The 25,909-nt window shown below is 64.2% G+C and carries 21 protein-coding genes and 1 other RNA gene; 10 read left to right on the top strand and 12 right to left on the bottom strand.

Features of this window, described 5'->3' with window-relative positions; genetic code table 11:
* The first annotated feature begins 66 nt into the window (after nt 1-66).
* From miaB to FFY45_RS06255, 7 genes are all read left to right on the top strand, one after another.
* Nucleotides 67-1,536 (top strand): tRNA (N6-isopentenyl adenosine(37)-C2)-methylthiotransferase MiaB, encoded by a 1,470-nt coding sequence (gene miaB / locus FFY45_RS06285; RefSeq protein ID WP_176339792.1) that lies wholly within the window; start codon nt 67-69, stop codon nt 1,534-1,536.
* A 529-nt stretch (nt 1,537-2,065) separates the two neighbouring features.
* Nucleotides 2,066-3,052 carry a PhoH family protein gene (locus FFY45_RS06280; protein ID WP_055827050.1) on the top strand — a complete coding sequence of 329 codons (987 nt, stop codon included), beginning with the start codon at nt 2,066-2,068 and terminating at the stop codon, nt 3,050-3,052.
* 220 nt (nt 3,053-3,272) lie between these two features.
* The gene (gene ybeY, locus FFY45_RS06275) at nt 3,273-3,758 is read left to right on the top strand and encodes an rRNA maturation RNase YbeY (protein WP_023904257.1); all 486 of its coding nucleotides are present in this window, start codon (nt 3,273-3,275) and stop codon (nt 3,756-3,758) included.
* Nucleotides 3,758-4,276 (top strand): hypothetical protein, encoded by a 519-nt coding sequence (locus FFY45_RS06270; protein WP_055826107.1) that lies wholly within the window; start codon nt 3,758-3,760, stop codon nt 4,274-4,276. The genes ybeY and FFY45_RS06270 overlap by 1 nt, the downstream gene beginning before the upstream one ends.
* A 96-nt stretch (nt 4,277-4,372) precedes the next feature.
* On the top strand, nt 4,373-5,251 hold the full coding sequence (locus FFY45_RS06265) for a CorC family transporter (protein WP_006449553.1): 879 nt from the start codon (nt 4,373-4,375) through the stop codon (nt 5,249-5,251).
* Nucleotides 5,248-6,507, top strand: coding sequence for a lipoprotein N-acyltransferase Lnb domain-containing protein (locus FFY45_RS06260; RefSeq protein ID WP_176339791.1), 1,260 nt, complete (start codon nt 5,248-5,250; stop codon nt 6,505-6,507). The genes FFY45_RS06265 and FFY45_RS06260 overlap by 4 nt, the downstream gene beginning before the upstream one ends.
* A gap of 14 nt (nt 6,508-6,521) precedes the next feature.
* Nucleotides 6,522-7,523: a magnesium and cobalt transport protein CorA gene (locus tag FFY45_RS06255; protein ID WP_055826103.1), complete on the top strand. Its 1,002-nt coding sequence runs from the start codon at nt 6,522-6,524 to the stop codon at nt 7,521-7,523.
* 273 nt (nt 7,524-7,796) lie between these two features.
* Here FFY45_RS06255 and FFY45_RS06250 read toward each other — a convergent pair whose 3' ends face one another.
* Nucleotides 7,797-9,188, bottom strand: coding sequence for an NAD-dependent succinate-semialdehyde dehydrogenase (locus FFY45_RS06250; protein WP_176339790.1), 1,392 nt, complete (start codon nt 9,186-9,188; stop codon nt 7,797-7,799).
* Between the two features lie 240 nt (nt 9,189-9,428).
* On the opposite strand from FFY45_RS06250, the gene FFY45_RS06245 reads away from it, so the two are divergent.
* Nucleotides 9,429-9,839, top strand: coding sequence for a hypothetical protein (locus tag FFY45_RS06245; RefSeq protein WP_176339789.1), 411 nt, complete (start codon nt 9,429-9,431; stop codon nt 9,837-9,839).
* Nucleotides 9,840-9,995: 156 nt separating this feature from the next.
* Here FFY45_RS06245 and FFY45_RS06240 read toward each other — a convergent pair whose 3' ends face one another.
* The 11 genes from FFY45_RS06240 to FFY45_RS06190 all read right to left on the bottom strand — a co-directional run bounded on the left by FFY45_RS06240 (nt 9,996) and on the right by FFY45_RS06190 (nt 22,685).
* Complete coding sequence (locus FFY45_RS06240) at nt 9,996-10,844, bottom strand: ABC transporter permease subunit (RefSeq protein ID WP_176339788.1); 849 nt, start codon at nt 10,842-10,844, stop codon at nt 9,996-9,998.
* The gene (locus FFY45_RS06235) at nt 10,841-11,752 is read right to left on the bottom strand and encodes an ABC transporter permease subunit (RefSeq protein WP_176339787.1); all 912 of its coding nucleotides are present in this window, start codon (nt 11,750-11,752) and stop codon (nt 10,841-10,843) included. Before FFY45_RS06235 ends, FFY45_RS06240 begins: the two co-directional genes overlap by 4 nt.
* Nucleotides 11,744-11,819, bottom strand: a non-coding RNA gene (locus tag FFY45_RS06230) — sX9 sRNA. The genes FFY45_RS06235 and FFY45_RS06230 overlap by 9 nt, the downstream gene beginning before the upstream one ends.
* Nucleotides 11,820-11,880: 61 nt before the next feature.
* A complete protein-coding gene (locus FFY45_RS06225; protein WP_176339786.1) occupies nt 11,881-12,999 on the bottom strand; it encodes an ABC transporter ATP-binding protein in 1,119 nt (372 codons plus the stop codon).
* 109 nt (nt 13,000-13,108) lie between these two features.
* Nucleotides 13,109-14,599: an efflux transporter outer membrane subunit gene (locus FFY45_RS06220; protein WP_176339785.1), complete on the bottom strand. Its 1,491-nt coding sequence runs from the start codon at nt 14,597-14,599 to the stop codon at nt 13,109-13,111.
* A gap of 4 nt (nt 14,600-14,603) precedes the next feature.
* A complete protein-coding gene (locus FFY45_RS06215; RefSeq protein WP_176339784.1) occupies nt 14,604-16,190 on the bottom strand; it encodes an MDR family MFS transporter in 1,587 nt (528 codons plus the stop codon).
* Nucleotides 16,187-17,389, bottom strand: a complete 1,203-nt coding sequence (locus FFY45_RS06210) for an HlyD family secretion protein (RefSeq protein ID WP_176339783.1) — start codon at nt 17,387-17,389, stop codon at nt 16,187-16,189. The genes FFY45_RS06215 and FFY45_RS06210 overlap by 4 nt, the downstream gene beginning before the upstream one ends.
* 197 nt (nt 17,390-17,586) lie before the next feature.
* Nucleotides 17,587-18,702: a polyamine ABC transporter substrate-binding protein gene (locus FFY45_RS06205; protein ID WP_176339782.1), complete on the bottom strand. Its 1,116-nt coding sequence runs from the start codon at nt 18,700-18,702 to the stop codon at nt 17,587-17,589.
* A 236-nt stretch (nt 18,703-18,938) separates the two neighbouring features.
* A complete protein-coding gene (locus FFY45_RS06200) occupies nt 18,939-20,306 on the bottom strand; it encodes an aspartate aminotransferase family protein (protein WP_176339781.1) in 1,368 nt (455 codons plus the stop codon).
* 231 nt (nt 20,307-20,537) lie between these two features.
* Nucleotides 20,538-21,923 carry a glutamine synthetase family protein gene (locus FFY45_RS06195; RefSeq protein ID WP_176339780.1) on the bottom strand — a complete coding sequence of 462 codons (1,386 nt, stop codon included), beginning with the start codon at nt 21,921-21,923 and terminating at the stop codon, nt 20,538-20,540.
* Nucleotides 21,924-21,929: 6 nt separating this feature from the next.
* Nucleotides 21,930-22,685 (bottom strand): gamma-glutamyl-gamma-aminobutyrate hydrolase family protein, encoded by a 756-nt coding sequence (locus FFY45_RS06190; protein ID WP_176339779.1) that lies wholly within the window; start codon nt 22,683-22,685, stop codon nt 21,930-21,932.
* A gap of 162 nt (nt 22,686-22,847) precedes the next feature.
* Between FFY45_RS06190 and FFY45_RS06185 the strand changes: the two genes are divergently transcribed.
* Both FFY45_RS06185 and FFY45_RS06180 read left to right on the top strand, forming a co-directional pair.
* Complete coding sequence (locus tag FFY45_RS06185) at nt 22,848-24,227, top strand: glutamine synthetase family protein (RefSeq protein ID WP_176339778.1); 1,380 nt, start codon at nt 22,848-22,850, stop codon at nt 24,225-24,227.
* Nucleotides 24,227-25,543 carry an NAD(P)/FAD-dependent oxidoreductase gene (locus FFY45_RS06180; protein WP_176339777.1) on the top strand — a complete coding sequence of 439 codons (1,317 nt, stop codon included), beginning with the start codon at nt 24,227-24,229 and terminating at the stop codon, nt 25,541-25,543. Before FFY45_RS06185 ends, FFY45_RS06180 begins: the two co-directional genes overlap by 1 nt.
* The last annotated feature ends 366 nt before the right edge of the window (nt 25,544-25,909 follow it).

The raw sequence follows: 25,909 nt of genomic DNA, 5'->3' as shown, positions 1-25,909 counted from the left end.
TCCGGACGCAGCCGGCGCAAGCGGGTAAACTACGCGGCTATCTTCTACCCGCCTGGAATAAGCGCCATGCCCGGGACATCCGTTTCCGATCTGTCCGCGGCCACCGCCGTGGACGCACCCGCCCTGTTGCCGCTGCCCGTGGCACGCCCGGCAGCGCCCGCCGTGGTGCGCGGCAAGCTGTACATCAAGACCCACGGGTGCCAGATGAACGAGTACGACTCGGCCAAGATGGCCGACGTACTCGCCGCCTCCGAAGGGCTAGAGTTGACTGACAACCCCGAAGACGCCGACGTGGTCCTGGTCAATACCTGCTCCATCCGCGAGAAGGCGCAGGAAAAGGTGTTCAGCCAGCTGGGCCGCTGGCGCCTGCTCAAGGAGAGCAGGCACAAGGCCGGCGGCACCCCGGTGATCATCGGCGTTGGCGGCTGCGTGGCCTCGCAGGAAGGCGAAGCCATCGTCAAGCGCGCCCCGTATGTGGATCTGGTGTTCGGCCCGCAGACCCTGCATCGTCTGCCCGAGCTGATCCGCGCGCGGCGCGAATCGGGCAAGTCGCAGGTGGACATCAGCTTCCCGGAAATCGAGAAGTTCGACCGCCTGCCCGAGCCGCGTGCCGATGGCCCGTCGGCGTTCGTGTCTATCATGGAAGGCTGCTCCAAGTACTGCTCGTTCTGCGTGGTGCCCTATACCCGCGGCGAAGAAGTGAGCCGGCCGTTCGAAGACGTGCTGGTGGAAGTGGCGCAACTGGCCGCGCAAGGCGTGCGCGAGATCAATCTGCTCGGCCAGAACGTCAACGCGTATCGCGGTGCGTATGGCGCCGATGCGGGAGACGCCGCGCAGTACGCGGATCTGGGCTTGCTGATTCGCACCATCGCGCAGATCGACGGCATCGGTCGCATTCGTTTCACCACCTCGCATCCCTTGGAATTTTCCGATTCGCTGGTGGATGCGTATCGCGACGTGCCGCAGCTGGCCAACTATCTGCACCTGCCGGTGCAGGCCGGCAGCGACCGGATTCTGTCGGCGATGAAGCGCGGCTACACCGCGCTGGAATTCAAATCCAAGATCCGCAAGTTGCGCGCGGTGCGCCCGGATATTTCGATCAGCTCGGATTTCATCGTCGGCTTTCCCGGCGAAACCGAAGCGGACTTCGAAAAGACCATGAAGTTGATCGAAGACGTGGGCTTCGATCAGAGCTTTTCCTTCATCTATTCGCGTCGCCCTGGAACGCCGGCCTCGGATCTGCAGGACGACACGCCCGACGCCGTCAAACAGGCACGCCTGGCACGCTTGCAGGCGCAGATCAATGCGCATGCCACCAGTATTTCGCAATCCATGGTGGGCAGCGTGCAGCGGGTGTTGGTGGAAGGCCCCTCGCGGCGCGATCACAACGAATTGACCGGCAAAAGCGAGAACATGCGCCCGGTGAATTTCCCCGGCAATGCGCGCTTGATCGGGCAATTCGTGGATGTGCTGATCACCGAGGCGATGAGCAATTCGCTGCGTGGTCGCATCCACCTGGATGAAAGCGCACGCTGATACAGCGCAGGCGCCGGATTGCTCGGCGCCATGTTGAAGGCATTGTGTGCAGCACGCGCTGCCGGCGATCCATACAACCTGCGCCAGCCACGCTCATGCGGCTCACCTGAGCTGTTCTTTGCAGGCGCGACAACGACAAGCATCGACATGATCCGTCGCATCGCTCGCTGCGCGCACTGGTGGCGAAAAATTCGCCACCCATCCACAACACCTTGCTACACAAGGCCGCGTGACACTTACCCACAGGCTTTACCGAATTCGATCCACATCGGTTGTGGACAAGCGCACGCGCACTGGTGATTTTTTCACCACCGCCCTGCCAGGCCTTACACCAGTAAGCCTCACGCATTCTATCCACAGGTTGTGGAGGCGTGACTCCACAGCGCTTGTGGAGAACCCGGCTGTGCAGGCGGGCACGCGCATGGTCACGATGCAGTACCGCCGGGCGTGTTGGTGGGATCACACGCTGCGCGCTACCCTTTTCACCCCGCCCTACCGACGCCGCCTGCGTGCGCTGTCCGATCCGACCATGAACTCACCTGCACACCGCGACTTCACCCTGGAACCCGACGATACCGAGCGCCTGGCCAACCTGGCCGGCCCGTTCGACGCGCACCTGCGCCAGATCGAACTCAAGCTCGGCGTGGAAATCGCCAACCGCGGCAACATCTTCCGCATCACGGGCCCGGAGCCGGCGATCACTGCCGCGCAGACGCTGCTGATTGCCTTGTACGACGAGGCCGCCTCGACCATTTTCGACAACCACGCGATCCATCTGCGCTTGAACGACGCCAATGTCGAACATGTGGTCGAGCGTTCCTACGAAGCCCAGGATGTGGCGATCAAGGTCAAGCGCGGCACCGTGCGTGGACGCGGTGCCAACCAGGCCAAATACCTGCACGCGATCTCCACTCATGACATCAATTTCGGCATCGGCCCGGCCGGTACCGGCAAGACCTTCCTGGCGGTTGCCTGCGCCGTGGAAGCCTTGAACGAATCGCGCGTGCAACGCTTGATTCTGGTGCGCCCGGCGGTGGAAGCCGGCGAAAAACTGGGCTTTCTGCCCGGCGATCTGAGCCAGAAAGTGGACCCGTACCTGCGCCCGCTGTACGACGCGCTCTACGAAATGCTGGGCGTGGAAAAAGTGGTCAAGCTGCTGGAGCGCAACGTCATCGAGATCGCGCCGCTGGCCTATATGCGCGGCCGCACCCTCAACGATGCCTACGTGATTCTCGACGAAGCGCAGAACACCACCATCGAGCAGATGAAAATGTTCCTGACCCGCCTGGGCTTCGGCTCCACTGCGGTGATCACCGGCGACCTGACCCAGATCGACCTGCCCAAACACGTCAAATCCGGTCTGCGCGATGCGATCGACGTGCTGCGCGATGTGGAAGGCGCCAGCTTCACCTTTTTCGAAGCACGCGACGTGGTGCGCCACCCGCTGGTGCAGCGCATCGTGACTGCGTATGAAAAGCGCGATCAACAGGACGCCGCCAAGGGCCAGACGGAGTGATGCATTAGCGTGCCTGCCCTGTACCGGCAGGCAGGTCGTTCGCGGTGCCCGCAGCCCGCCACAACCCGGCGTCGTTTCAACCGTGAATGTCCCGGATTACAATCGTGGCTGCAGCCGTGGCCCGCTCGTTCGCGCGAGTGACGGCGTTGCCGGTGGGCCTGCGGTGAGGTAGCCGATCACCTGCTTCCACTGAATTACTCTTGCCCAGGAAACTCTCGCCATGACCCGTGGACCTGTCCGTCTCGACGTTGCCGTCAGTTACGCGTTGCCGCGCGCCGGTTTGCCGTCGGCGGTGAGTTTTCGCAAGTGGGTGGCGGCCGCGCTGAAAGGACGCATCCGCGAGGCCGATCTGGCGGTGCGCATTGTCGACGAGAAGGAAGGCTGCTCGCTCAACCACCATTACCGCGGCAAGGATTACGCCACCAATGTGCTGAGTTTTCCCGCCGAGTTGCCCGAAGGCTTGCCCAAGGGCGTCAAGATGCCGTTGCTGGGCGACCTGGTGATCTGCGCGCCGGTGGTGGCGCGCGAGGCGGCCGAACAGGGCAAATCGCTTGCCTCGCATTACGCGCATCTGACCGTGCACGGCACGCTGCATTTGCTCGGTTGGGATCATGAAGACGACAAGGAAGCCGATGCGATGGAGCAGCTCGAGCGCGAGATCCTGGCCGATCTGGGCATCGACGACCCGTACGCGGGGGAACTTTGATGCGTGCCGGCGTCGCAGCTGTTTTGCTGCTGCTGACCTCCTCCACCGCCTGGGCCCAGGCCGCGCCGGTACGTCCGGACCTGCCGGCCTTGATCGAATGCCGCCAGCGCATCGGCGACTTCAGCGCGCTGGCACCGGTACTGGCCGACCCGCTCAAGGCAGTCGCGCTGGGCTGGACGCCGCTGGAGCAGGCCAACCTGTTCATGACCGAGTACACCCTCAACACGCCGATCAGCGTGTTCGGCCACAGCACCACCCACATCGCGTTTTCCGGCGCCAGCATCATGGCGCTGCTGGACCTGCCCGACCCGCGCCCGCTGGCCAAGCAGTTGAATCTGGAACTGGGCGTGGATAACGCCGACAAGATCATGTACGGCCGCGAGCTGGTCAGCGAAGACACCACCAACCCCAAGACTGGCGAGGCGATGATTGAATCGGTGGTGCTCAGCGTCTCCAACGTGAAATCGCATCCCGGCAAGACCGTGGTCGGCTGTGGGTACAGCCTGGATCTGCCCTGAGAGCTGGCGCCCCTCCGCCCTGTCCACAGCGCCTTGGCGGCTTCCTGTTAGACTGGTGTCTATCGCCTGGTTTGCCGGGTGCCGTCCCCCGTCACGATGTCCGAAGACGACAGTAGCCAATCCCAAGAAACACCCGAAAAACGCCGTAGCTGGCTTGAGCGCCTGAGCGCTGCCTTCTCTGGCGAACCCCACACCCGCGACGAACTGGTCGCGCTGCTGCGGACCGCCGAGCAAGACGGTCTCATCGCCGCAGACACCTTACGCATGATGGAAGGCGCGATCTCCGTGTCCGAGCTCACCGTGGGCGACGTGATGATTTCGCGTTCGCAAATGGTCTCGCTCCCGGTGGAGGCGCGCTTTCTCGACCTGATGCAGCAAGTGGTCGAATCCGGCCATTCGCGCTTCCCGGTGCACGGCGAGAACAAGGATGAAGTGCTCGGCATCCTGCTGGCCAAGGACTTGTTGCGCGGCGTGGTCGCCGACAACGGCCCTGGCAACGTGCGCGAGCTGCTGCGCCCGGCGGTGCTGATCCCCGAGTCGAAGAAGCTCAACGTGCTGCTCAAGGAATTCCGCCTGTCGCGCAACCACATGGCGATCGTGGTGGACGAGTACGGCGGCGTCGCCGGGCTGGTCACCATCGAAGACGTGCTGGAGCAGATCGTCGGCCAGATCGACGACGAGCACGACGATGCCGAAGAAGAGAATTCGCTGATCGCGATCCAGGCCGACGGCCGTTACGTGGTCGATGCGTTGACGCCGATCGAAGACTTCAACGAACGCTTTGGCGCCGATTTCCCCGACGACGAATACGACACTGTCGGTGGCCTGGTCACCGATGCGATCGGGCATCTGCCGGAAACCGGCGAAGAGCTGACCCTGGGGCGCTTTGCATTCCGGGTGGCCAAGGCCGATGCACGGCGCGTGCATGCCTTCCACGTCACCATGTTGCCACCCGACCCGCAGGACGACGCTTGAACCTGTCGCGTTGCATTCCCGCTGCAGCGTTCAGGCGCTGCAGCGTTCTGCGATGGGCTGCGTGCTGGGTCCTGCTGTTGGTGGCATCGCTGATCGCACCGGTAGCAATCGCACAGGCCACCATCGAAACACCCGGGCCGGCACCGCGCGTTGGCGTGGTCACCATGCAACCGGGCGAAGTGTTCTTCGAGCGCTTCGGTCACGATGCCATCGTGGTCGTGGACCCGGTCACCCAGCAGGCCACCTCGTACAACTTCGGCTTCTTCGACCCGAGCGAGCCGGACTTCGTGCCGCGTTTTACCCGCGGCGAGATGATGTATTACCTGGTGGCGCTGCCGCTGGAAGAAGACCTGCAGCAATACCGCGCTATCGGCCGCGGCGTCAGCATCCAGTGGCTGGATCTGACGCCGGAACAGGCGCGCGCACTGGCCGACGGGCTGGCCGTGCGCAGCCGCCCCGAGAACGCGCGCTATCACTACGATTATTTCGTGGCCAACTGCGCCACGATGGTCCGCGACACGCTGGATAGAGCGATGGGCGGCGCGCTGAAATCGCAGCTGGCCGGTCGCTCGCGCGGCAACACCTTCCGCAGCGAAGCGGTGCGCCTGGCCTCCCCTGCCCCGTGGATGTGGCTGGGCTTCGACCTGGGCCTGGGGCCGTACGCAGATCGCCCGTTGTCGCGTTGGGAAGAAGCCTTTGTGCCGATGCGCCTGGCCGACAGCCTGACCCAGGTGCACAACAGCGCGGGGCGGCCGTTGGTGCAATCCACCCAGGTGTTGCTGCCGCATCGCATTGCACCGGAGCCGGACGAACAACAACGGCATTGGTGGCCGTGGCTGCTGACGGGTCTGATCGTCGCTGCCGGTGTGTTGGCGCTGGGTCGCAGGCAACGTGTGTTGGCCGCGCTGGCGCTGCCGTACTGGCTGCTGTGCGCGATCGGCGGCGGGTTGCTGGTGTATCTGTGGGGCTTCACCGCGCATCAATCGGCCTGGGCCAACCGCAACCTGTTGCTGGTCAACCCGCTGTGCGCGCTGTTGCTGATCGGTGGCATCGCGTTGCTGCGCAGGCGCCAACCCGGACGCTGGTTCGACGTGCTGCGCTGGGTGGTTGCCGCCGCGGCATTGTTGGCCTTGCTGATTCATTGGCTGTCGTTCCAGGCGCAGGACAACCTGCAATGGGTGCTGCTGCTGTTGCCGATTCATGCCGCGCTTGCGATCGCCTTGCGGCGGCGTGACTTGTCCGTTCGCACGCGCTGATCCAGGATGCGCCCATGAACCATCACGGCCGCCATCCGGACAACCCGTCCTGCGTCATCACCTGCGCGTATTACGACGGCGATGCCGAACGCCACGACATCAGCCTGGAGCAGATCAGCGACGTGCTGCAGCGCCCGGATGGATTCGTCTGGGTCGGCCTCTACGAGCCGCAGGAATCGGTGCTGCACAAGCTGCAGGACGAGTTCGGCCTGCACGATCTGGCCATCGAGGATGCGCTCAAGGCGCACCAACGGCCCAAGGCCGAGAGCTACGGCAATTCGTTGTTCGTGGTGGTCAACACTGCGCAACTGGTCAACGAACGCATCCGCTACGGCGAGACGCACGCGTTTTTAGGCGCACGCTTCTTGTTGACCGTGCGACATGGTGCATCGCTGTCGTACACGCCGGTGCGGCACCGGGTCGAACGCGAACCAGAGATGCTGCGCATGGGTGCCTCGTTCTGCCTGTACGGCGTGCTGGACTTTGTGGTCGACAACTATCTGCCGATCATGGACGAGTTCCGCGACACGCTGGAAGGCCTGGAAAAGGACATCTTCGCCGACAACTATAAGCGCGAAACCGTGGTGCGCCTGTACGAACTCAAGCGCGAACTCAACAAGATGCGGCTGGTGGTGGCGCCACTGCAGGACGTGCTCTCGCACCTCAAACGCAATCCCGGCTCGCTGATCCACGACGAAGTGGGCATCTACCTGCGCGACGTGCTCGATCACGCGGTGCGCATCAACGACGCCATCGACACCTTGCGCGAAATGCTGGGCACTGCGCTGAGCGTCAACCTGTCGATGGTGACCCTGGCCCAGGGCGAGACCGTCAAACGCTTGGGCGCATGGGCGGCATTGCTGGCCGCCCCTACCCTGATCACCAGTTGGTACGGCATGAACTTCACCCACATGCCCGAGCTGGACAAACGCTACGCGTATCCATTGCTGGTGGCCGGTGTGGTGGGCTCGTGCCTGGTGCTGTATCGCCTGTTCAAGCGCGCGCGGTGGCTGTGAGCTGGGAATCGGGAATGGGGATTCGGGAATGGGTAGAGCGGGTTGTCTGACTGCTGAGTGTTCGCTTCGGCGCTGAGTTGGCGGATATTTCTGAAAGTAGGCCCTGCCCTAGGCGCGGAAGCTTGTACCTGCTTGCTTTGAGTCGGGCGTTAGTTTCAATCATCGCGTGCAACCCGTACCCTCATCCGCCCCTGCGGGGCACCTTCTCCCGACGGGAGAAGGGAGGCCGCTTGCCTTTGCGAATCCCCAATCTCCAATCACCAATCCCGGCAATCAAGCCACATAGATTGTCTTGATATTCATGAACTCATGAATGCCATGCTCGGCCAACTCGCGGCCGAAGCCGGAGCGCTTGATGCCGCCGAATGGCAAGCGCACATCGCTCTTGACCACCGAATTGACGAAGGCCGCGCCGCATTGCAACTGCTGCGCCACACGCTCGCCGCGCTTGGCATCGGCCGTCCACACGCTGCCGCCCAGACCGAAAGTGGTGTCGTTGGCCACGCGCACGGCTTCTGCTTCGTCGGCCACGCGGATTACCGAGGCGACCGGGCCGAAGAATTCTTCGTCGTATGCCGGCATGCCGGGGGCCACGTGATCGAGGATGGTGGCGGGATAGCCGGCGTGCGAACTCGGAACCGGCTCACCACCGAGTAACACCTTCGCACCCTTTTCCACGCTGGCTTGCACCTGCTTGTGCAATTCGTCACGCAGGTCGGCGCGGGCCATCGGTGCGAGCGTGGTGGCTTCGTCCTGTGGGTCGCCGAGCACTCGCTTGGACGCAGCTGCGACGAAACGTTCGATGAACCGATCGGCGATGGCGTCCACTACGATGAAGCGCTTGGCGGCGATGCAGGTCTGTCCACTGTTGTCGAAGCGCGATTGCACTGCCGACTGCACGGTGTGGTCCAGATCGGCGTCTTCCAACACCACGAAGGCATCGCTGCCGCCGAGTTCCATGACGCACTTCTTCAACTGATCGCCCGCATTTGCAGCCAGTGAACGCCCGGCGCGTTCGCTACCGGTCAGCGTCACCGCGGCGATGCGATCGTCGCGCAGCACGTCTGCCGCCTGGTCGTTGTCGATATGCAGTACGTCGAACACGCCCGGCGGAATGCCGGCTGCATCCAGCACCTGCTTCATCGCATCGGCGCAGCGCGGCACATTACTGGCGTGTTTGAGCAAGGCGACGTTGCCGGCCATCAGACCCGGTGCAAGAAAGCGAAATGCCTGCCACAGCGGAAAATTCCACGGCATCACCGCGAACACGCAACCCAGCGGTTCGTAGCGCACATAGCTCGATTGCGCTTCGGTCGGGATGTCGCGCGGCGCCAGATACTCCGCTGCGTGATCTGCGTAATACGCGCAAGCTTGCGCGCACTTGTCGACCTCGGCCAACGCTTCAGCGCGCAGCTTGCCCATTTCGGCGGTCATGATGCGTTGCAGATCCTCACGACGTTTGCTCAGCTCTTCGCCCACACGCCGCAGCAAGGCGCCGCGCTCGGCGAGCGGCAAGGCCGCCCAAGCGGGGAACGCCTTGGCGGAAGCGGCCAAACGCGCTTCAATGGCAGCGGCATCCAGGGTTTGCTGGGTGTGTTCGACCTGGCCGTTGGCCGGATTGACGGTGTCGTAGGACATGGCAGTCTCCTGTAGCAAGGCGGCCATGCTAGTCGCCGTGAAGTTGCAGCCGCGTCACAACCGCAGCAAAGCGCTGCAACACTGTGTTTACCCACACCGCGACGCAATGCCGCAGCTCCACTGCGCAGCCTGCGGATGAACAGCAGCAGGGATCACACTCCGGACAAGGTAACGAAAACACCCCTACCCTGTTCCAACGGTCCAATGGCGCAAGATGCTCTAGCATTGGGCAGTGGCATATTTACTCATTCATGGAAGACCACCACGATGCGCCAGGATCTCATTGTTCTGGTTGTACTTGGCACCAGTGCCTGCCTGCCTGGATGTGCAGCCCTCCAGGACCTTTTGCGTGGCCCGCGGCCCGGCCCGGCCGGGTTTGTCACTGTGAGCTGCACCAGCCTACAGCCCGATCCCGCGCAACCCTGCGAGCAAGAGGCGCTGCGAGCGTGCTCGGACACTGCCATCCGCCAACTCATCACCGCGCAGTCGTCGCCGAACATGGTCACGATCTTTCCCGATAAGCGAAAGTCCAAGGACAACGGCAAGGACAACCGCAAGGACCGCGACGACGAACAACCCAGAGTGGAGCACCAAGGCTACGACATCAGGGCCGAGTATCAGTGCTACCTGACCAAGCCGCAGCCCTGGGACAACGGATACACGCCTCCGGCCAGGTAAGAACCGCCGATCGACTTGTTGCGCTCATCGGCCGGACTGCGCAGTACGCCGTCGGAATCGACTTGCAGCTTTCGCACACGCCGATGGCTCAAGCGTTTGCGTCTATCTGGCCGCAGGTCGCTGCGATTCATTGGCCAACTCAGCGCTGGTGCGCCCTCAGGGAGCAGATTGCAGCGCAAGTTGCGCATCGCGCTGTCGGCGCTTTTCGCTACGTGCGAGCAGCCACCAACCGATCACCGCGGCGACCGACACCGCCAGCACCATCACAGTCGCCAGCGCATTGATCTTGGGGCTGATGCCCAGCCGCACCGAGGCGAACACCTTGATCGGCAGCGTAGTGGAATTGGGCCCGGCCAGAAAACTGGCAATCACCACATCGTCCAGCGACAGCGTAAAGGCGAGCAGCCAGCCCGAGGCCACTGCGGGGGCGATGATCGGCAAGGTGATCAGGAAGAACACTTTCAATGGCGTCGCGCCGAGATCCATCGCCGCCTCTTCCAGTGAGCGATCCAGTTCCTGCAGCCGCGAGGAAATCACCACGGTGACGAACGAAACGGTGAAGGTGACATGCGCCACCCAGATGGCGACCGCGCCGCGCGGCGCGATCCCGAGCACCCCGCCCATCGACACCAGCAACAGCAAGATCGACAGGCCGATGATCACTTCCGGCATCACCAATGGCGCGGTAATCAACGCACCGAACAGGGTCTTGCCGGGAAAACGCCGCATGCGCACCATCGCCATGGCCGCCATGGTGCCCAGCACGGTCGATGCGCAGGCGGTCCAGAATGCGACTTCCAGGCTGACCCACGCCCCGTCCAGCAACTGGCGATCGCGCAGCAATTCGCCATACCAGCGCGTGGAAAAACCGCCCCACACAGTGGCCAGGCGCGAGGCATTGAACGAGTACACCGTCAGCAACAGGATCGGCAGATACAAAAAACCGAAACCCAGCGCGAGCACGCTGCCTCCAAGCACGCGTCCGCTGCGAGAGGCGCGCATCATGTGAGCCGCCCTTCCAGCTCGCGCTGTTGGTAACGGTGGAAGATCACGATCGGCACCAGCAACAACAACAGCATCACTGTGGCCACTGCAGCGGCCACCGGCCAGTCGCGATTATTGAAGAACTCGCCCCACAACACGCGGCCGATCATCAAGGTGTCGGGGCCGCCCAGCATTTCCGGGATGACGAATTCGCCCACTGCCGGAATCATCACCAGCATGCAGCCGGCCACGATGCCGTTGCGCGAGAGCGGCAAGGTGATGCGCCTAAACGCCTGCCACGGCCGCGCGCCAAGATCGTAGGCCGCTTCGAGCAAGCGCCGATCGTGCTTGACCAGGTTGGCGTACAGCGGCAACACCATGAACGGCAGATAGCAGTAGACGATGCCGATGTAGGCCGCGATCGGCGTGTAAAGCAGGTGCAACGGCTGCCGGATCACGCCCAGTGCCAGCAGCGCCTGATTGAGCAATCCGTTGCTGTCGAGGATGCCGATCCAGGCGTACACGCGGATCAGGAACGAGGTCCACGATGGCAGCACCACCAGCATCATCGCCACGTTGCTCGTAGCCAGCGGCAGGCGCGCGATCACGTAGGCCATCGGGTAGCCGATCAGCAGCGCAAGCGCAGTGGAAATCGCCGCGATCTTGATCGAACTCGCATACGCCGCCACGTACTGGCTGTCGCGCAACAAGACCAGATAGTTGCCCAGATGCAGCTTGATGCTCACCGCGCCATCGGCAGCCACGGCGAACAGCGGCGTGTACGGCGGCATCGCGGTAGCGTGCTCGGCGAAAGAGATCTTCAGCACGATCAGGAACGGAATCGCGAAGAACACCAGCAGCCACAGATACGGTGCGGCAATCACGCTCCAGCGCGCGCCCGGCAGTGCATGGCGAAGAGTGGCTAGCAAAACGTAGCGAGCAGTCGCCAGGGGGGCGCGGATGGCGCGGAGGAACCGCAGTGTACGAGTGGTACATGCCGATTCCGAGCACCGGCCGCGCGCCCCTGGCGGCTGCGCATTCGTTTTGCTGGCCGCTCTCATGCGGTCAGCACCACGCCGTCGTCCTCGCCCCAACCCACCCACACCGCATCGCCCCAGGTCAGCGCTTCGCTGGCCCAACGCTGGCGGTTGGCGAAATGGGCCATCAGCTTGAAGCCGCTCGGCAAGCGCACGTGATACACCGAATGGCTGCCGAAATAGGCGATGTCTTCGATCACGCCCTGCGCCTTGTTGCAGGCCTGCGCGGGTTCGTTCTTGCCGATGACCAGTTTTTCCGGACGCAGCGCAAACGCCACCGGCTGTCCTGCGAATCCGGTGATGCCGTGGCCGATGCGGATGGGTGCATCGAATGCCGCTGTTTTCAAACCGACGTAATCCGGCTCGTCTTCGACGATGACCGCGTCGATCAGATTGACCGAGCCGATGAATTCGGCCGCGAAGCGGTTGGCCGGTTGTTCGTAGATCTCGTCGGGGGTGCCGACCTGCTGGATCCAGCCCTGGTCCATCAGCGCGATGCGGGTGGCCATGGTCATGGCCTCTTCCTGGTCGTGGGTGACCATGACGCAGGTGACGCCGGAGGTCTCGATGATGTTGACCAGTTCCAGCTGCATCTGGGAGCGCAGTTTCTTGTCCAGCGCGCCCATCGGTTCGTCCAGCAACAGCAGCTTGGGCCGCTTGGCCAGCGAGCGCGCCAACGCCACGCGTTGTTGCTGCCCGCCGGACAATTGATGCGGTTTGCGCCTGGCCAAGCTGCCGAGCTGCACCAGTTCCAGCATCTCGCCGACACGCGCGGCAATGGCGGATCTGGACAAGGCTTCCTGCTTCAATCCGAACGCGATGTTCTGCTCCACGCTCATATGCGGAAACAGCGCATACGACTGGAACATCATGTTGATCGGGCGTTCGTACGGTGGCAGCGCGTCGATCGGCTGGCCATCGAGCACGATGCGGCCCTTGGTCGGCCGCTCGAAACCGGCCAGGCAGCGCAGCAATGTGGACTTGCCGCTGCCCGAGCCGCCCAGCAGCGCGAAGATTTCGCCCTTGCGAATCTGCAGGCTGACATCGTCGACCGCGACGAAGCCGTCGAACTCCTTGCGGACCTCGCTGATGCTCAGATACGCGGTGTCGCCGGTGGAGAGCTGCTGGGTCAGTGCCATGAAACCTCTCGATTGCGAAGGCGCGAGTGCAGCCACAGCGAGCACTCACCGCATCATGGCAAAACCCGCACGCGGCTGCAGCGCTTGCGCCCGCCGCATCAGAAATCGATCAGCGCGCGTCCTGCGCCGGCTCGCTCCAACCCAACCCCAGGCTTTTCTGTAAGGCGACGTAGTTCACCAGCAACTGCACCTGCGCCTGCGCGGCGGCGTCCTGCGCGGACAATTGCTGGCGTTGCACGTCGAGCAGATCGATCGACGAGGTGGCACCGGCATCGCGCCGCTGCTGCATCAGCCCGGCCGAGCGCGTGGCCGAGGCTTCGGCCTGCCGCGCCACCACCAGTTGCTTGCGCGCCGAACCAAAGCGCGCCAACGCCGAATTGGCATCCTGCAACGCGGCCAGCACGGCACCCTCGTACGCGGCCTCGCGACCGGCATTGCCGGCACGGGCCTGCGCCACCTGCGCCTTGGTGCGGCCGAAATCGAAGATCGACCAGCGCAACATAGGTACCGCCAGCGTGGTCAGTGCATCGGAGTTGAAATCGCCAGGCGAACCAGCCACCCAGCTCAGACCGCCCAGCAGGGTCACCTGCGGGAAATAAGCGTTCAAGGCCTCGCCGATCTGCGCGCTGGAGGCGGCCAGCTCGCGCTCGGCCTTGCGCACGTCAGGCCGCCGGCGAATCAACGCACCGGCATCGTCCACGCGCACCTGCGCGGGCAGCATCGGCAGCGGCTGGGTTGTGCTCAGTTGCGTATCCAGCGCACCGGGCTCACGCCCGACCATCAGCGCCAACTGGTCCAATGCCTCCTGCGACTGCATGTCCAGCGGCAGGCGTTGCGCCTGTTGCTGCTGCACTTGCGTGGCGATCTGCTCGACCTGCAGGTCCGAAGCAGCGCCTTGTTCGCGGCGCTGCTGGGTCAGGCGCAGCGTCTGCCCGATCTTGTCGAGGTTGGCGTCGGCAATGGCCAAGCGCGCCTGCAACCCGCGGTAGTTGAGATAGACCTGCCCTACTTCCGCAGCCAGCTGCACCTGCGCATCGGCCAGCTCGGCTTCGGAGGCCTGCGCCTGTGCCAAGGCACCTTCGGCGGCGCGACGACGGCGGCCGAACAGATCCAGCTCCCAACTCGCATCGAAACCGACGCTGTAGATCTGGGTCTTGTCCAGGCTCGCCTCTTCGTCACCTGCGGCCGGCGGCTGGCTGTTCTGGCCATTCTGCAACTCGCCGAGCGTGTCGACGATGGTCTGCGGCGGCTCGGCATACGCGTACAAGGCGCTGGCGTTGAGCTTGGGCAAGCGCTCGGCGCGGCGTTGGCGGGCCAGCGCGCGATTAGCCAACAACCGCGCCTGCGCAGCACGCAGATTGGGGCTGTCGGCCAGTGCCTGGGTGACCAGTTGGGTGAGCATCGGGTCGTGCAGCTCCTCCCACCAGTGATTCAACGGCGCAGCGGCAATCACCTCGGCACCGCTGGCGCGATGCAGTGCCGGCGCCTGCATGGCCGCATCGGCCACTGGCGGCGCCTTGGTGTAGTTGGGGCCGAGCATGCAGCCGCCGAGCAACACGGCGCTCAACGCGGCTGCCAGTGGCATGCGGATCAGGCGCATGGAATCAGTGCATTGCAAGGTGCGCCCCCTTGGGTAACGGCTTGAGCAAAAAGGCCAGCGGAATCGTGCAGACCACGATCACGCCGAAGATCCAGAACAGATCGCTATAGGTCATCACCAGGGCCTGCTGTTGCACCATGCGCGCCAGCTGCGCGATCGAGCGAATGGCCGCCTCCGCACCGGCGCTGCCGGGCATCTGCGCGCCCAGACCGGAGAGGAACTCCTGCGCGCGTGAGGCATTGGCGGTGATCGCGCTGCCGATGGTCTCTGTGTGGAAGGTCATGCGGCGTTCCTGAAACGTGGAAATCAGCGCCAGGCCCACCGAGCCGCCCAGGTTGCGGCCGGCGTTGAACAAGCCCGAAGCATCGCCGGCCAGCTCGGGCGGCACCGACGAAATCGCAGCTTGATTGAGCGACATCATCGCCAGCGCCAACCCGCAGCCCTGCAACAACTGACCGGTCACGAAGTGCATGCCCACGGTGTCGGCAGTCAGCGACAGATTGACGAAACAGGCTGCGGCAAAGCAGATCAGCCCGGCGATCACCAGGATGCGCACGTCCACCACCTCCAGCAGCTTGGGCATCATCGGCATCAGCAGCACGGTGGGCAGGCCGGACAGCAGCAGCACGTAGCCGGCCTGCTCGGTGTTGTAGCCGGAGATCACCGCCAGAAACTGCGGAATCATGTACATGACCCCGAACAGGATCATGCCCACGGCCATGATCATGACGAACACCGCACCGAAACTGCGATGCAGCAGCAACGACAGCCGGATCACCGGTGGCCGCCGGCGAAACTGGGTGATCACCAGCGCGATGAATCCGCTCAAGGAGATCAGGCTCAGCATGTTGATCTCGCTGGACTCGAACCAGCGCTCGCGCTGGCCTTCTTCCAGCACCACGGTGAGCCCGCCCAGCCCGGCGGTCAGACCGTAGATGCCTAGCCAGTCGGCATTGAGCAGGCCGGCCCAATCGCCTTTTTCATGCTTCAACCCAAGCAGCAACAAGGCCACCAGGCCGACGCAGATCGGCACGTTGATGAAGAACGCGTAGTGCCAGCTGACGTTTTCGGTGAGCCAGCCGCCCAGCAGCGGGCCGATCACCGGGCCCATGATCACGGTCATGCCAAACAGGGCGGTGCCCATGGTCTGCTGACTCGGCGGCAGGCGCGTGGCGACGATGGTCAGCGCGGTGGGAATCAGCGCACCACCGGCCAGGCCCTGTCCCACGCGACCGATGATCATCATCGTCAACGAGGTCGACAAACCGCACACCACCGAGAACGCAGTGAACATCACCGCGCAGATCAGCAGGAAGTTGCGCAGACCCAGCGTGCGCACGAACCAGCCGGTCAGCGGGATCATGATGATCTCGGCGACCAGGTAGGCGGTGGAAATCCAGGTGCCTTCGGTGCCGCTGGCGCCGACTTCGCCCTGGATGGTGGGCAGCGCCGCGTTGACGATGGAGATATCCAGCGTCGCCATGAACGAGCCGATGGTGCCGGCCAGCACCGCCAGCCAGGCACCCGGCTCGGCCTTCTCGCGTTGCGCGCTGCCGCCGGCACGCGGGCCGGTGGCTGCCGTTGCATTCATCGCGCGCGCTCCTGCGCCTGCACGCGATCGGATTCCTCCTCGGCCCGTTGCTTGGCATCCTTGGCCGAGCGCGTGTCCACGGTGACTTCGACCGACATGCCCGGCACCAGCACCTTGCGCGCCTCGTCACCGGCCAGCACGCGAATCCGCACCGGAATCCGCTGGACGACTTTGGTGAAGTTGCCGGTGGCGTTCTCCGGCGGCAGCAGTGCGAATTGCGAACCGGTGCCCGGCGACAGGCTTTCGATCTTGCCGTGCAGCTTCACGCCCGACAGCGCATCGACCTCGATCTCGGCCGGTTGGCCCGGACGCATCAGGCCGACCTGGGTTTCCTTGAAATTGGCGACCAGGTACAGCGATTGCTGCGGCACGATGGTCATGGTGCGGGTGCCGGCGCCGAGGAACTGGCCCACCTGCACGGTCTTGTCGCCGACCCGGCCACGAATGCGACTGGTCAGGCGGGTATCTTCCACTGCGACGCGGGCCTGGTCGGCATCGGCGGTGGCCTGCTTCACGCCGGCCTGCGCCTGTTCGAGCTGCGCGTTGCTGGCCAGGATCTGGCTCTGCGCGCCCTTGGCCTGCGCCTGCGCGGCATCGTACTGGGCGCGTGCGCGTGCCAGCTCGTGCTGCAGGCTTTCCTGATGTTCGTGGGTGTCTGCACCGGAGGCAGCCAACGGGGCGAAACGCTTCACTTCGGCCTGGGCGAATTTCAGGCTTGCCGCCGCAGAGGTCACCTGGCTACGCGCCTGCACCAGCGACGACTCCTGCCCGGAGACATTGGCGGTTGCCGCAGCGATATCGGCCTGGCGTGCGGCAATCGCGGCTTCGGCCTGCTGCAGGGTGGCCTGATAGGTGCGATCGTCGATCTGCAGCAGCGGCTGGCCGGCCTCCACGATCTGGTTGTCGCCCACCATCACCTGGGTCACATAACCGCTGACGCGCGGCGCCACGGCCACCGAATCGGCCTGCAGATAGGCGTTGTTGGTGCTCTGCATGTAGCGGCCCTTGATCAGGTAGTAGGCCAGCCAGAGCGCCAGCAACACCACCACCAGCAGGCCGACCACGATCAGCGTCCACTTCACCTTGGGGTTCTTCAACGGCGAGGGCCTGGGCGGCTCCTGCTGATTGTGTGCAGCGTTGCCTTGGGCATCCTGGGCCGAAGCCTGGCCGTCGTTGGACTGGTGATCGTGGTTGCTCAAAGTCAGGCGTCCTGTGTCGTGGGCGAGGCGCGCGCAACGACGTTCCGCAGCAGCGGTCCGGCGAAGGCGGCGCAACCATACAATTATTTGAACCGCCCGGTACAGATTGCGTGACGAGCCTGGTCAGCTGCCGCTTGGACTGATTGGTTCTTTATGAAGACCTGGCTACGCGGCCGCGCCTTCAACCCACCGCCGCCTCAACGACCGGTCTTGATCTCGGTCCACAGCCGCGTGTACAGCCGGTCCACTTCCGGCGGATTGATCGCGTAGGTGAACATCTTGGCGGTGACCTCCGGCGGCGGGTAGATGGTGGAGTCGTTGCGGATCGCCGCATCCACCAGCGGCGTGGCGGTGCGCACCGGATTGGCGTAGTGGATGAAGTTGCTGTTGGCCGCGGCCACCTCCGGCTTCAACAGATAATTGATGAAGGCATAGGCGTTGTCGGGGTGCTTGGCGTCCTTGGGAATGGCCAGCATGTCGAACCACTGCGGCGCGCCTTCCTTCGGGATCGAATAGGCCACCTTGACGGTGTTGCCGGCCTCTACCGCTCGGTCGCGCGCCTGGATGATGTCGCCCGACCAGCCAACTGCAAGACAGGTATTGCCGTTGGCCAGCGAAGTCACGTACTGGCTGGAGTGGAAGTTCTGCACATACGGGCGAATCGTCTTGATCAGCGCGGCGGCTTTTTCGATCTCCGCCGGCACCGTGCTGTGCGGATCCAGACCCAGATAATTGAGCGCGATCGGAATCATGTCCGAGGGCGTGTCGAGGATGGTGACGCCGCAGTCCTTCAACTTCGACAGATTTTCCGGCTTGAATACCAGATCCCAGCTGTTGGCGACCTCGGTGCCGCCGAAGACGGCCTTGAGCTTGTCCACGTTGTAGCCGATGCCGGTGGTGCCGATCATGTACGGCACGCCAAAGGCATTGCCCGGATCCTGCGCGGCGATGCGGCGCATGATGTCCGGATCCAGATTGACCAGGTTGGGGATCTTGCTCTTGTCCAGCGGCAGGAACACCCCGGCCTGGATCTGCCGGCCGAAGAAGCTCAGCGTGGGCACCACCACGTCGTAATCGCTGCCGCCGGCGAGCAGTTTGGCTTCCACCATCTCGTCGCTGTCGAACACGTCGTAGGTGACCTTGATGCCGCTGCTCTTTTCGAACGCGGGAATGGTGTCTTCGGCGATGTAGTCCGAGTAGTTGTAGACGTTGAGCACCTTGGCCCGCGCATCGGCATTGCCTGGCGCAGTGCCGCCACCGCAGGCGGCCAACAAGGTGGTGGACAGCGTCAGGGCGAGCAGTCGCAACGTCATGTGGATCTCCAAAGCAGTGCGGTCATGGCGGGGCCGGCGGTGTGGCCGGTGAGCGTTCCAGCCTACGCATCGGGTTTCTGTTTGCCCAGCTTATTTCCCTGGCTTGCAGCGGCTATCGAAAAAGACCGCGCGCTGCACCTGGCGGGCGCGGCCATTGGGGGATGGCATGCCGCATTCGAACATTGCGGCTTCTGCACGTTGTCCGCACCCGTCTAATGCGCGCACGATGTGGTCACTCATCTGCCCAGCGCTTGCGCGGTGTCGTCCAGCGCCGCCCACGCCTTGTCGAACAGCTCATCGACCTGCTCGCAGGTGATGATCAATGGCGGCGACAGCAGCATGGCGTCGTAAGTCGCGCGCAGGATCAGCCCGCGCTTTAGTGCGAAGTCGCGGCACAGCGCCCCTACCCGGCCGCGCTCGGGAAAATACGTGCCGCGTTGGCGCTTGTCCGGCACCAGTTCCAGTGCGCCGACCAGCCCGGCGATGCGTGCCTCGCCCACCAGGCGATGTTCGCCCAGCTCGGCCCAGCGCTGCGCCAGATACGGCGCAATCCGGGTGCGCGCAGTCTCCACGATGCCCTCGTCCTGCAACAGCCGCACATTCTCCAACGCCACCGCCGCACATACGGGATGCCCGGAATAGGTGCCCCCGTGCGCCAGCTCGCCGCCGTGCGTCTTGAGCACACCGGCCACGCGATCGTTGAACATCGCTGCCGCCAACGGTATATAGCCGGAGGTGATGCCCTTGGCGAGCGTCATCACATCGGGTTGGAAGCCGAAATAGTCGGCACCGAACCATTCCCCGGTGCGCCCGAAGCCGCAGATCACTTCGTCGGCGACCAGCAGCACGTCGTAGCGCCGGCAGATGTGCTCGATTTCCGGCCAGTAACTACGCGGCGGGATGTAAACCCCGATCGCACCCATGATCGGCTCGCCGATGAAGGCTGCCACGTTCTCGGGTCCGAGCTGCAGAATCTTTTCTTCCAAGCGGCGCGCTGCCAGCAGCCCGTATTCTTCGGGATCCATCTCACCGCCATCGCCGAAGTGATACGGCGGGGCGATGTGGTGGATATCGGGAATCGGCAAGCCGCCCTGCTTGTGCATGCCTTTCATGCCACCCAGGCTGGCACCGGCCATGGTGGTGCCGTGGTAGCCGTCGTGTCGGCCGATAAAGATGCGTTTTTCCGGCTGCCCCTGCACCGCCCAGAAGTGCCGCACCAGCCGCAGGATGGTGTCGTTGGCCTCCGAGCCGGAGTTGGCGAAGAACGCATGGTTCAAATTGCCCGGCGTGAGCTCGGCCAGCTTGGCGGCCAGATGGATGGTGGGCTCGGTGGTGCACTGAAAGAAGCTGTTGTAGTACGCCAACTGCTCCATCTGCCGCGCCGCTGCCTGCGCGAGCTCCTTGCGTCCGTAGCCCACATTCACGCACCACAAACCGCCGAACGCATCCAGCAACTTGTTGCCGTCCGCATCCCACACATACACGCCCTCGCCCCGGGTCAGGATGCGCGTGCCCTTCTCGGCCAATGCTGCGTTGTCGTTGAACGGATGCAGGTGATGGGCGGCATCGAGTTGCTGCAAGGTCTTCAGTGCTTGCGGATCCATGGGCACTCCGGCTGCGGGGTACATGCAGTCTACGGTCGATCGGCGGGGCACAAGATGCTTTCAGTGGCGCGCACCGAACAGGGCGTGAAAACGCGCGGACGGGGCGGTGCGCAATGTCCAACGCGCGAGGCATCATGCATCCTTATATGCCGTACCCTCATCCGCCCTTCGGGCACCTTCTCCCGATGGGAGAAGGGAATCGTGCGCACCAGACCGGGCGACTCGAACGCCTCAGACATTCAACAGCAAGAACTCGCGCTCCCACGAACTGATGACACGAAAGAACGTCTCGTATTCCTTCCGCTTCACCGAGATATAGGCGCGCACAAACCGCCGACCCAACATCTCCTGCAATGCCTCGCAGCCCTCCAATCCGTCTAGAGCTTCACCCAGCGAGCGCGGCAGATCGTATCCCTGCTCCTTGCCGTTGCTGCTGATCGGCGCGGTCGGCTCCAGCTTTTCGCGGATACCCAATAACCCGCACGCCAAGGTCGCTGCCATCGCCAGATACGGATTGGCATCGGAGCCGGCAAAGCGGCTTTCCACCCGCATGTTCTGCGGGGTGTCGATCGGCACGCGTAGCCCGCAGGTGCGATTGTCGAACCCCCACAGCACATTGCTGGGCGACACCTCGCCGAACATCAGCCTTCGATAGGAATTGACGTTGGGTGCCAGCAACCCCATCGCCATCGGAATGTATTTCTGCAGGCCACCGAGATAATGCGCAAAGGTGTCGCTGAAGCCGCCTTCGCGCTTGCCGCTGAACACATTCTTGCCAGTGCCGGTATGCAACAGGCTCTGGTGGATATGCATCGCACTGCCCGGCTCGGTCTCCATGGGTTTTGCCAGAAACGTGGCGTACACGCCATGCCGCAACGCGGCTTCGCGCATGGTGCGCTTGAACATGAAGACCTGATCGGCGCGCGACAGCGCGTCGGCATGGGTGAAGTTGACCTCTAGCTGCGCCGCGCCGGATTCGTGGATCAAGGTATCCACATCCAGTTCCATCGCATCGCAATAGTCGTACATCAGATCCAGGATCGGGTCGAACTCGTTGACCGCATCGATCGAATACGACTGCCGCGCGGTTTCCGGGCGGCCGGAGCGCCCCGCCGGCGGCAGCAACGGGAAATCCGGGTCGGTGTTCTTCTGCACCAGAAAGAATTCCAGCTCCGGCGCCACCACCGGTTGCAGCTTCACCTCGGCATAGGTGTCCAGCACGCGGCGCAGCACGTTGCGCGGCGCAAGCTCATGCGGTTGGCCGTCCTTGGTGTAGCAATCGTGGATGACCTGCGCGGTGGGGTCGGCGGCCCACGGCACCATGCGTACGGTGGACGCGTCCGGGCGCAGATGCATGTCCGAATCCGATGGCGAGGTCAGCTCGTAATAATCGTCCGGGAAATCGCCGGTGACGGTGGTGGCGAAGATGCCTTCCGGCAGGCGGGTGCCGTAGTCGTGCGAGAACTTGTCGGCGGGGATGATCTTGCCGCGTGCGTTGCCGGTGATGTCCGGCACCAGGCACTCCACCTCGGTGATGTTGCGCTCCTTGAGCCAGCGGCGCAGCGCGCTCTCCGGCTGCTTGGGCGTGGATTTGCGCGAACGTGTGCGGATGGACATGCAACCTCACTGACCGCGTTGAGCGGCGTATTGACGACAGGCCTCGCCGAAGGCCTGAAAGATGGCACGGTAGAACGGATGCTGTGTGACACGCCACTCCGGATGCCATTGCACCGCGAGCAAAAAGCCCGGCCCGGCGCCGCGAAAGGCTTCGATCAGGCCATCCGGTGCAGTGGCTTCGACCACCAGCCCATCGGCGAGCTTCGCAATACCCTGCCCGTGCAACGAATTCACCCACACCTGCGCGGTCTCGCTCATGCCAGCCAACCAGCCGCCGGGTTGCAGCTGCACCAGATGGGCCGGGCCGTATTGCGTGTCCAGCGGTGCGCTGCGGTCTTCGCGATGATCGGCCAGGCCGGGCACCTCCTGCACGCGTTGATGCAAGCGCCCGCCCAGCGCCACGTTGACCTCCTGCAGGCCGCGGCAGATCGCCAGCACCGGCAGGCCACGTGCAAGCGCCTGCGGGATCAGGCCAAGGCTGGTGGCATCGCGTGCGGGATCATGCAGGTTGCCTTCCCAACTGGGCTCGTCGCTGTAGTGATGCGGCTCGACATTGCTCACCGCACCAGTCAGCAACAGGCCATCCAACCGATCCAGCCACAGGCCTGCCTCCAGCGTGGGCTGCAGGCTCGGCAGCAATACCGGCATCGCGCCCGCCGCATCCACCACCGCGCGAATGTATTTTTCGCCAGCGGCCAGAAACGGATGCGGCCCTTGCTGGATGCGATCGGTCGGCAACCCGACCAGTGGAACGACAGCCATGCAGACATCCCGGTGTAGAGCGTTGAACGTCAGGTGCAATGCACTTGCGATGCAGCCGAACTTACCGCGCCGCCGCACGCATTGCCAAGCGCAACGCGACTGCGGTTGCGACTGCTCACGCAGGCTTTGCTAGGCTGGGCGGTAACTTTGCAGGTGGTGCCCATGGCTTCCGAAAACTTCGTCGCGTCCTTGCCTGCTGCCGATGCCGCCACGCTGGCGCGCATCGATGGCTGCGAATCGGTCGACCTGCTGCTGCCCGACACCAACGGCGTGCTGCGTGGCAAACGTGTGACAGGCGAGGCGCTTGGCAAGATCTATCGCGATGGCGTGTGCCTGCCGATGTCGCTGATCGCCACCGACATCACCGGCAATACCGTGGAAGAAACCGGGCTGGGCTACGCCATCGGCGATGCCGACCGCATCTGCCGGCCGATCGAAGGCTCGCTACGTCCGGTGCCGTGGGCACCGCAGCCGATGGCGCAGCTGCTGCTGGCGATGCACAACCCCGACGGCAGCGTGTTCGAGGTTGCACCGCGCGCGGTACTGCAGCGTGTATTGCGTGGCTTTGCCGCGCTCGGCCTGACCCCGGTGATCGCTGTGGAACTGGAGTTCTATCTGTTCGACGCGGTGGCCGATGCGCAGGGGCGTCCGCAGACCCCGCGCGACCCGGTCACCGGTGAGCGCAGCGACAGCACCCAGGTGTATTCGCTGCAGGACCTGGATGACCAGCGCGGCTTCACCGACGCGGTCACCGCCGCCTGCCGGCAACAAGGCATCCCCGCCGATACGGCGGTGGCCGAATACGCGCCCGGGCAGTTCGAAATCAACCTGCAGCATCGCGCCGATGCAGTCGCCGCCTGCGACGAGGCACTGATGCTCAAACGCACCATCAAGGCGATCGCGCAGCAGCAGGGCAAGCTCGCCAGCTTCATGGCCAAGCCGTTCCCGGGCCAGGCCGGCAGCGGCTTGCATCTGCACGTGAGCCTGCTCGATGCCGATGGCCACAACGTGTTTGCCAGCAGCACCGCTGCACCGGCAGACAGCCTGCGCCACGCCATCGCCGGGCTGCAGCGGCATGCGGATGCCTCGCTGCTGGTGTTCGCACCGCACGCCAACAGTTATCGGCGTTTTGTCAGCAATGCCTTCGTGCCCTTGGATGCGAGCTGGGGCTTCAACAATCGCACCGTGGCACTGCGCATTCCGCATAGCGATGCACGTAATACCCGCATCGAACACCGCATCGCCGGCGCGGACGCCAACCCGTATCTGGCCGCTGCTGCGGTGCTCGCTGCCATGCTGGATGGCCTGCAGCACCCCGGCGAGCCGACTGCGCCAGTCACCGGCAATGCCTATGCACAATCGGTGTTCCAGCCGCGCACCTGGCAAGGCGCAGTCGATGCATTTGGCGCCAGCCCTTTCATCGGCGAGCAGTTGGGCAGCCAGTTCCAGCATGTGTTCGGCCAGCAGAAACAACGCGAATTGCTCGACTACCAGGCGCTGGTGCCGGATCTGGATTACGCCCGGTATCTGCGGACCGTGTGATGGGCGGCGCGGCCACACAACTGCCAGACACCGACACGCCGGGCAACGGCTATCCCGACAGTTGGTACGCGCGCAGCACGCCCGCCTTGCCGGAGCAGCCGCGCCTGCAAGGCGTTGAACGCGCCGATGTCTGCATTCTCGGCGCCGGCTACACCGGCCTCACTGCGGCCCTGGCCCTGGCCGAGGCCGGCTACAAGGTCATCGTGCTGGAAGCCAGGCGCATCGGCTGGGGCGCGTCCGGGCGCAACGGCGGCCAGGCCATCGTGGGCTACGGCTGCGAGCAGGAAACCCTGGAAGCGCTGGTGGGCAATACCGACGCGCAGCTGTTGTTCGACTTCTCACGCGATGGCATGCGCCTGTTGCGCGCGCGCATCGAGCGTCATGCCATCGCCTGCGACTGGCGCGACGGTCACGCCCACGTGCCGCTGAAACCGCGCCAGGTGCAGGCCCTGCAGCACGGCATCGTGCGCATGGCCGAGCGCTACGACTACCCGCTGGAATGGTGGGACCGCGCCCGCACCCGGCAGGTACTGGACAGCCCGCTGTATCTGGGCGCGATGTTCGACCCGGCCAGCGGTCATCTGCATCCGCTGGCCTACGCGCTCGGGCTGGCGCGTGCGGCGCTGGCGGCCGGCGTGCGCATCTACGAAGGCTCGGCGGTGACCCGGCTGGACCAAGGCGACCGCGTGGTGATGCACACCGCCCAGGGCAGTGTCAGCGCCGACTTCGGCGTGATTGCAGGAAACGCCTTGCTGCACGGCATTTCCGCATCGTTGGAGCGCCACATCATGCCGGTAGGCACCTATGTCGGCGCGACGCCGCCGCTGGGCGAAGCGCGCGCACGCGCCTTGATCGCCAACGACATGGCCGTGGCCGATACCAATTGGGCGCTGGACTATTACCGGCTCAGCGCCGACCACCGGCTGCTGTTCGGCGGCCGCGCCAGTTATTCCTCGCGCCCGCCGCCCGGCTTGAACCGTTTGATGACGCAGCGCATGCACACGGTGTTCCCGCAGTTGCGCGATGTGCCGCTGGAAACGCTGTGGGGCGGCTACGTGGACATCTCGCGCAACCGCGCCCCGCACTGGGGCCGGCTGGCGGCCAATGTCTATTTCGCGCAGGGATTTTCCGGCCATGGCGTGGCCGCTACCGGCCTTGCCGGTCATGTCATCGCCGAGGCCATCACCGGCCAAAGCCAACGTCTGGACGTGTTCGAGCGCATCCCGCATCTGCCCTTCCCTGGCGGATGGCGGCTGCGCACCCCGCTACTGGTGGCGGCGATGAGCTGGTACCGGCTACGCGATGCGCTGTGGTGATCTGGGCCCAAGAGCGGCTGACCAAACTACTTCACGTTGTTCGATTGTAGAGCTGCTGAGCTGCGACTTGGCTGCAGGGCCCTTGCCGGCCCACCATCGCGGGACACGCCGCAAGTACGTCCGTGTAGCAACTGTGTTGATCAGGACCTCAACCCGCGACCTTTGAGCGGTTTCCTTCAGTCGCGTTCATCGGTGTGCATGCCTTTCAACAAAGCAGTCCGCAAGCTTCCTGGTGCGGTGTCCTCACCGCTTGCAGGACTCTTTGGCGGCATGGATGGATTCACGGCGTGTCCCATTAGCGTTGAAGGTACCGCGTCTGCTAACGCGGCTTGGAGGCTTCCAAGTTGTCGGCTCGAAAACTTGATT

The organism is Xanthomonas hortorum (assembly GCF_011305375.1).
GTDB lineage: Bacteria > Pseudomonadota > Gammaproteobacteria > Xanthomonadales > Xanthomonadaceae > Xanthomonas > Xanthomonas hortorum_E.
The sequence above is the reverse complement of the archived record's forward strand: the minus strand, read 5'-3'. Positions and strand labels throughout refer to the sequence as shown.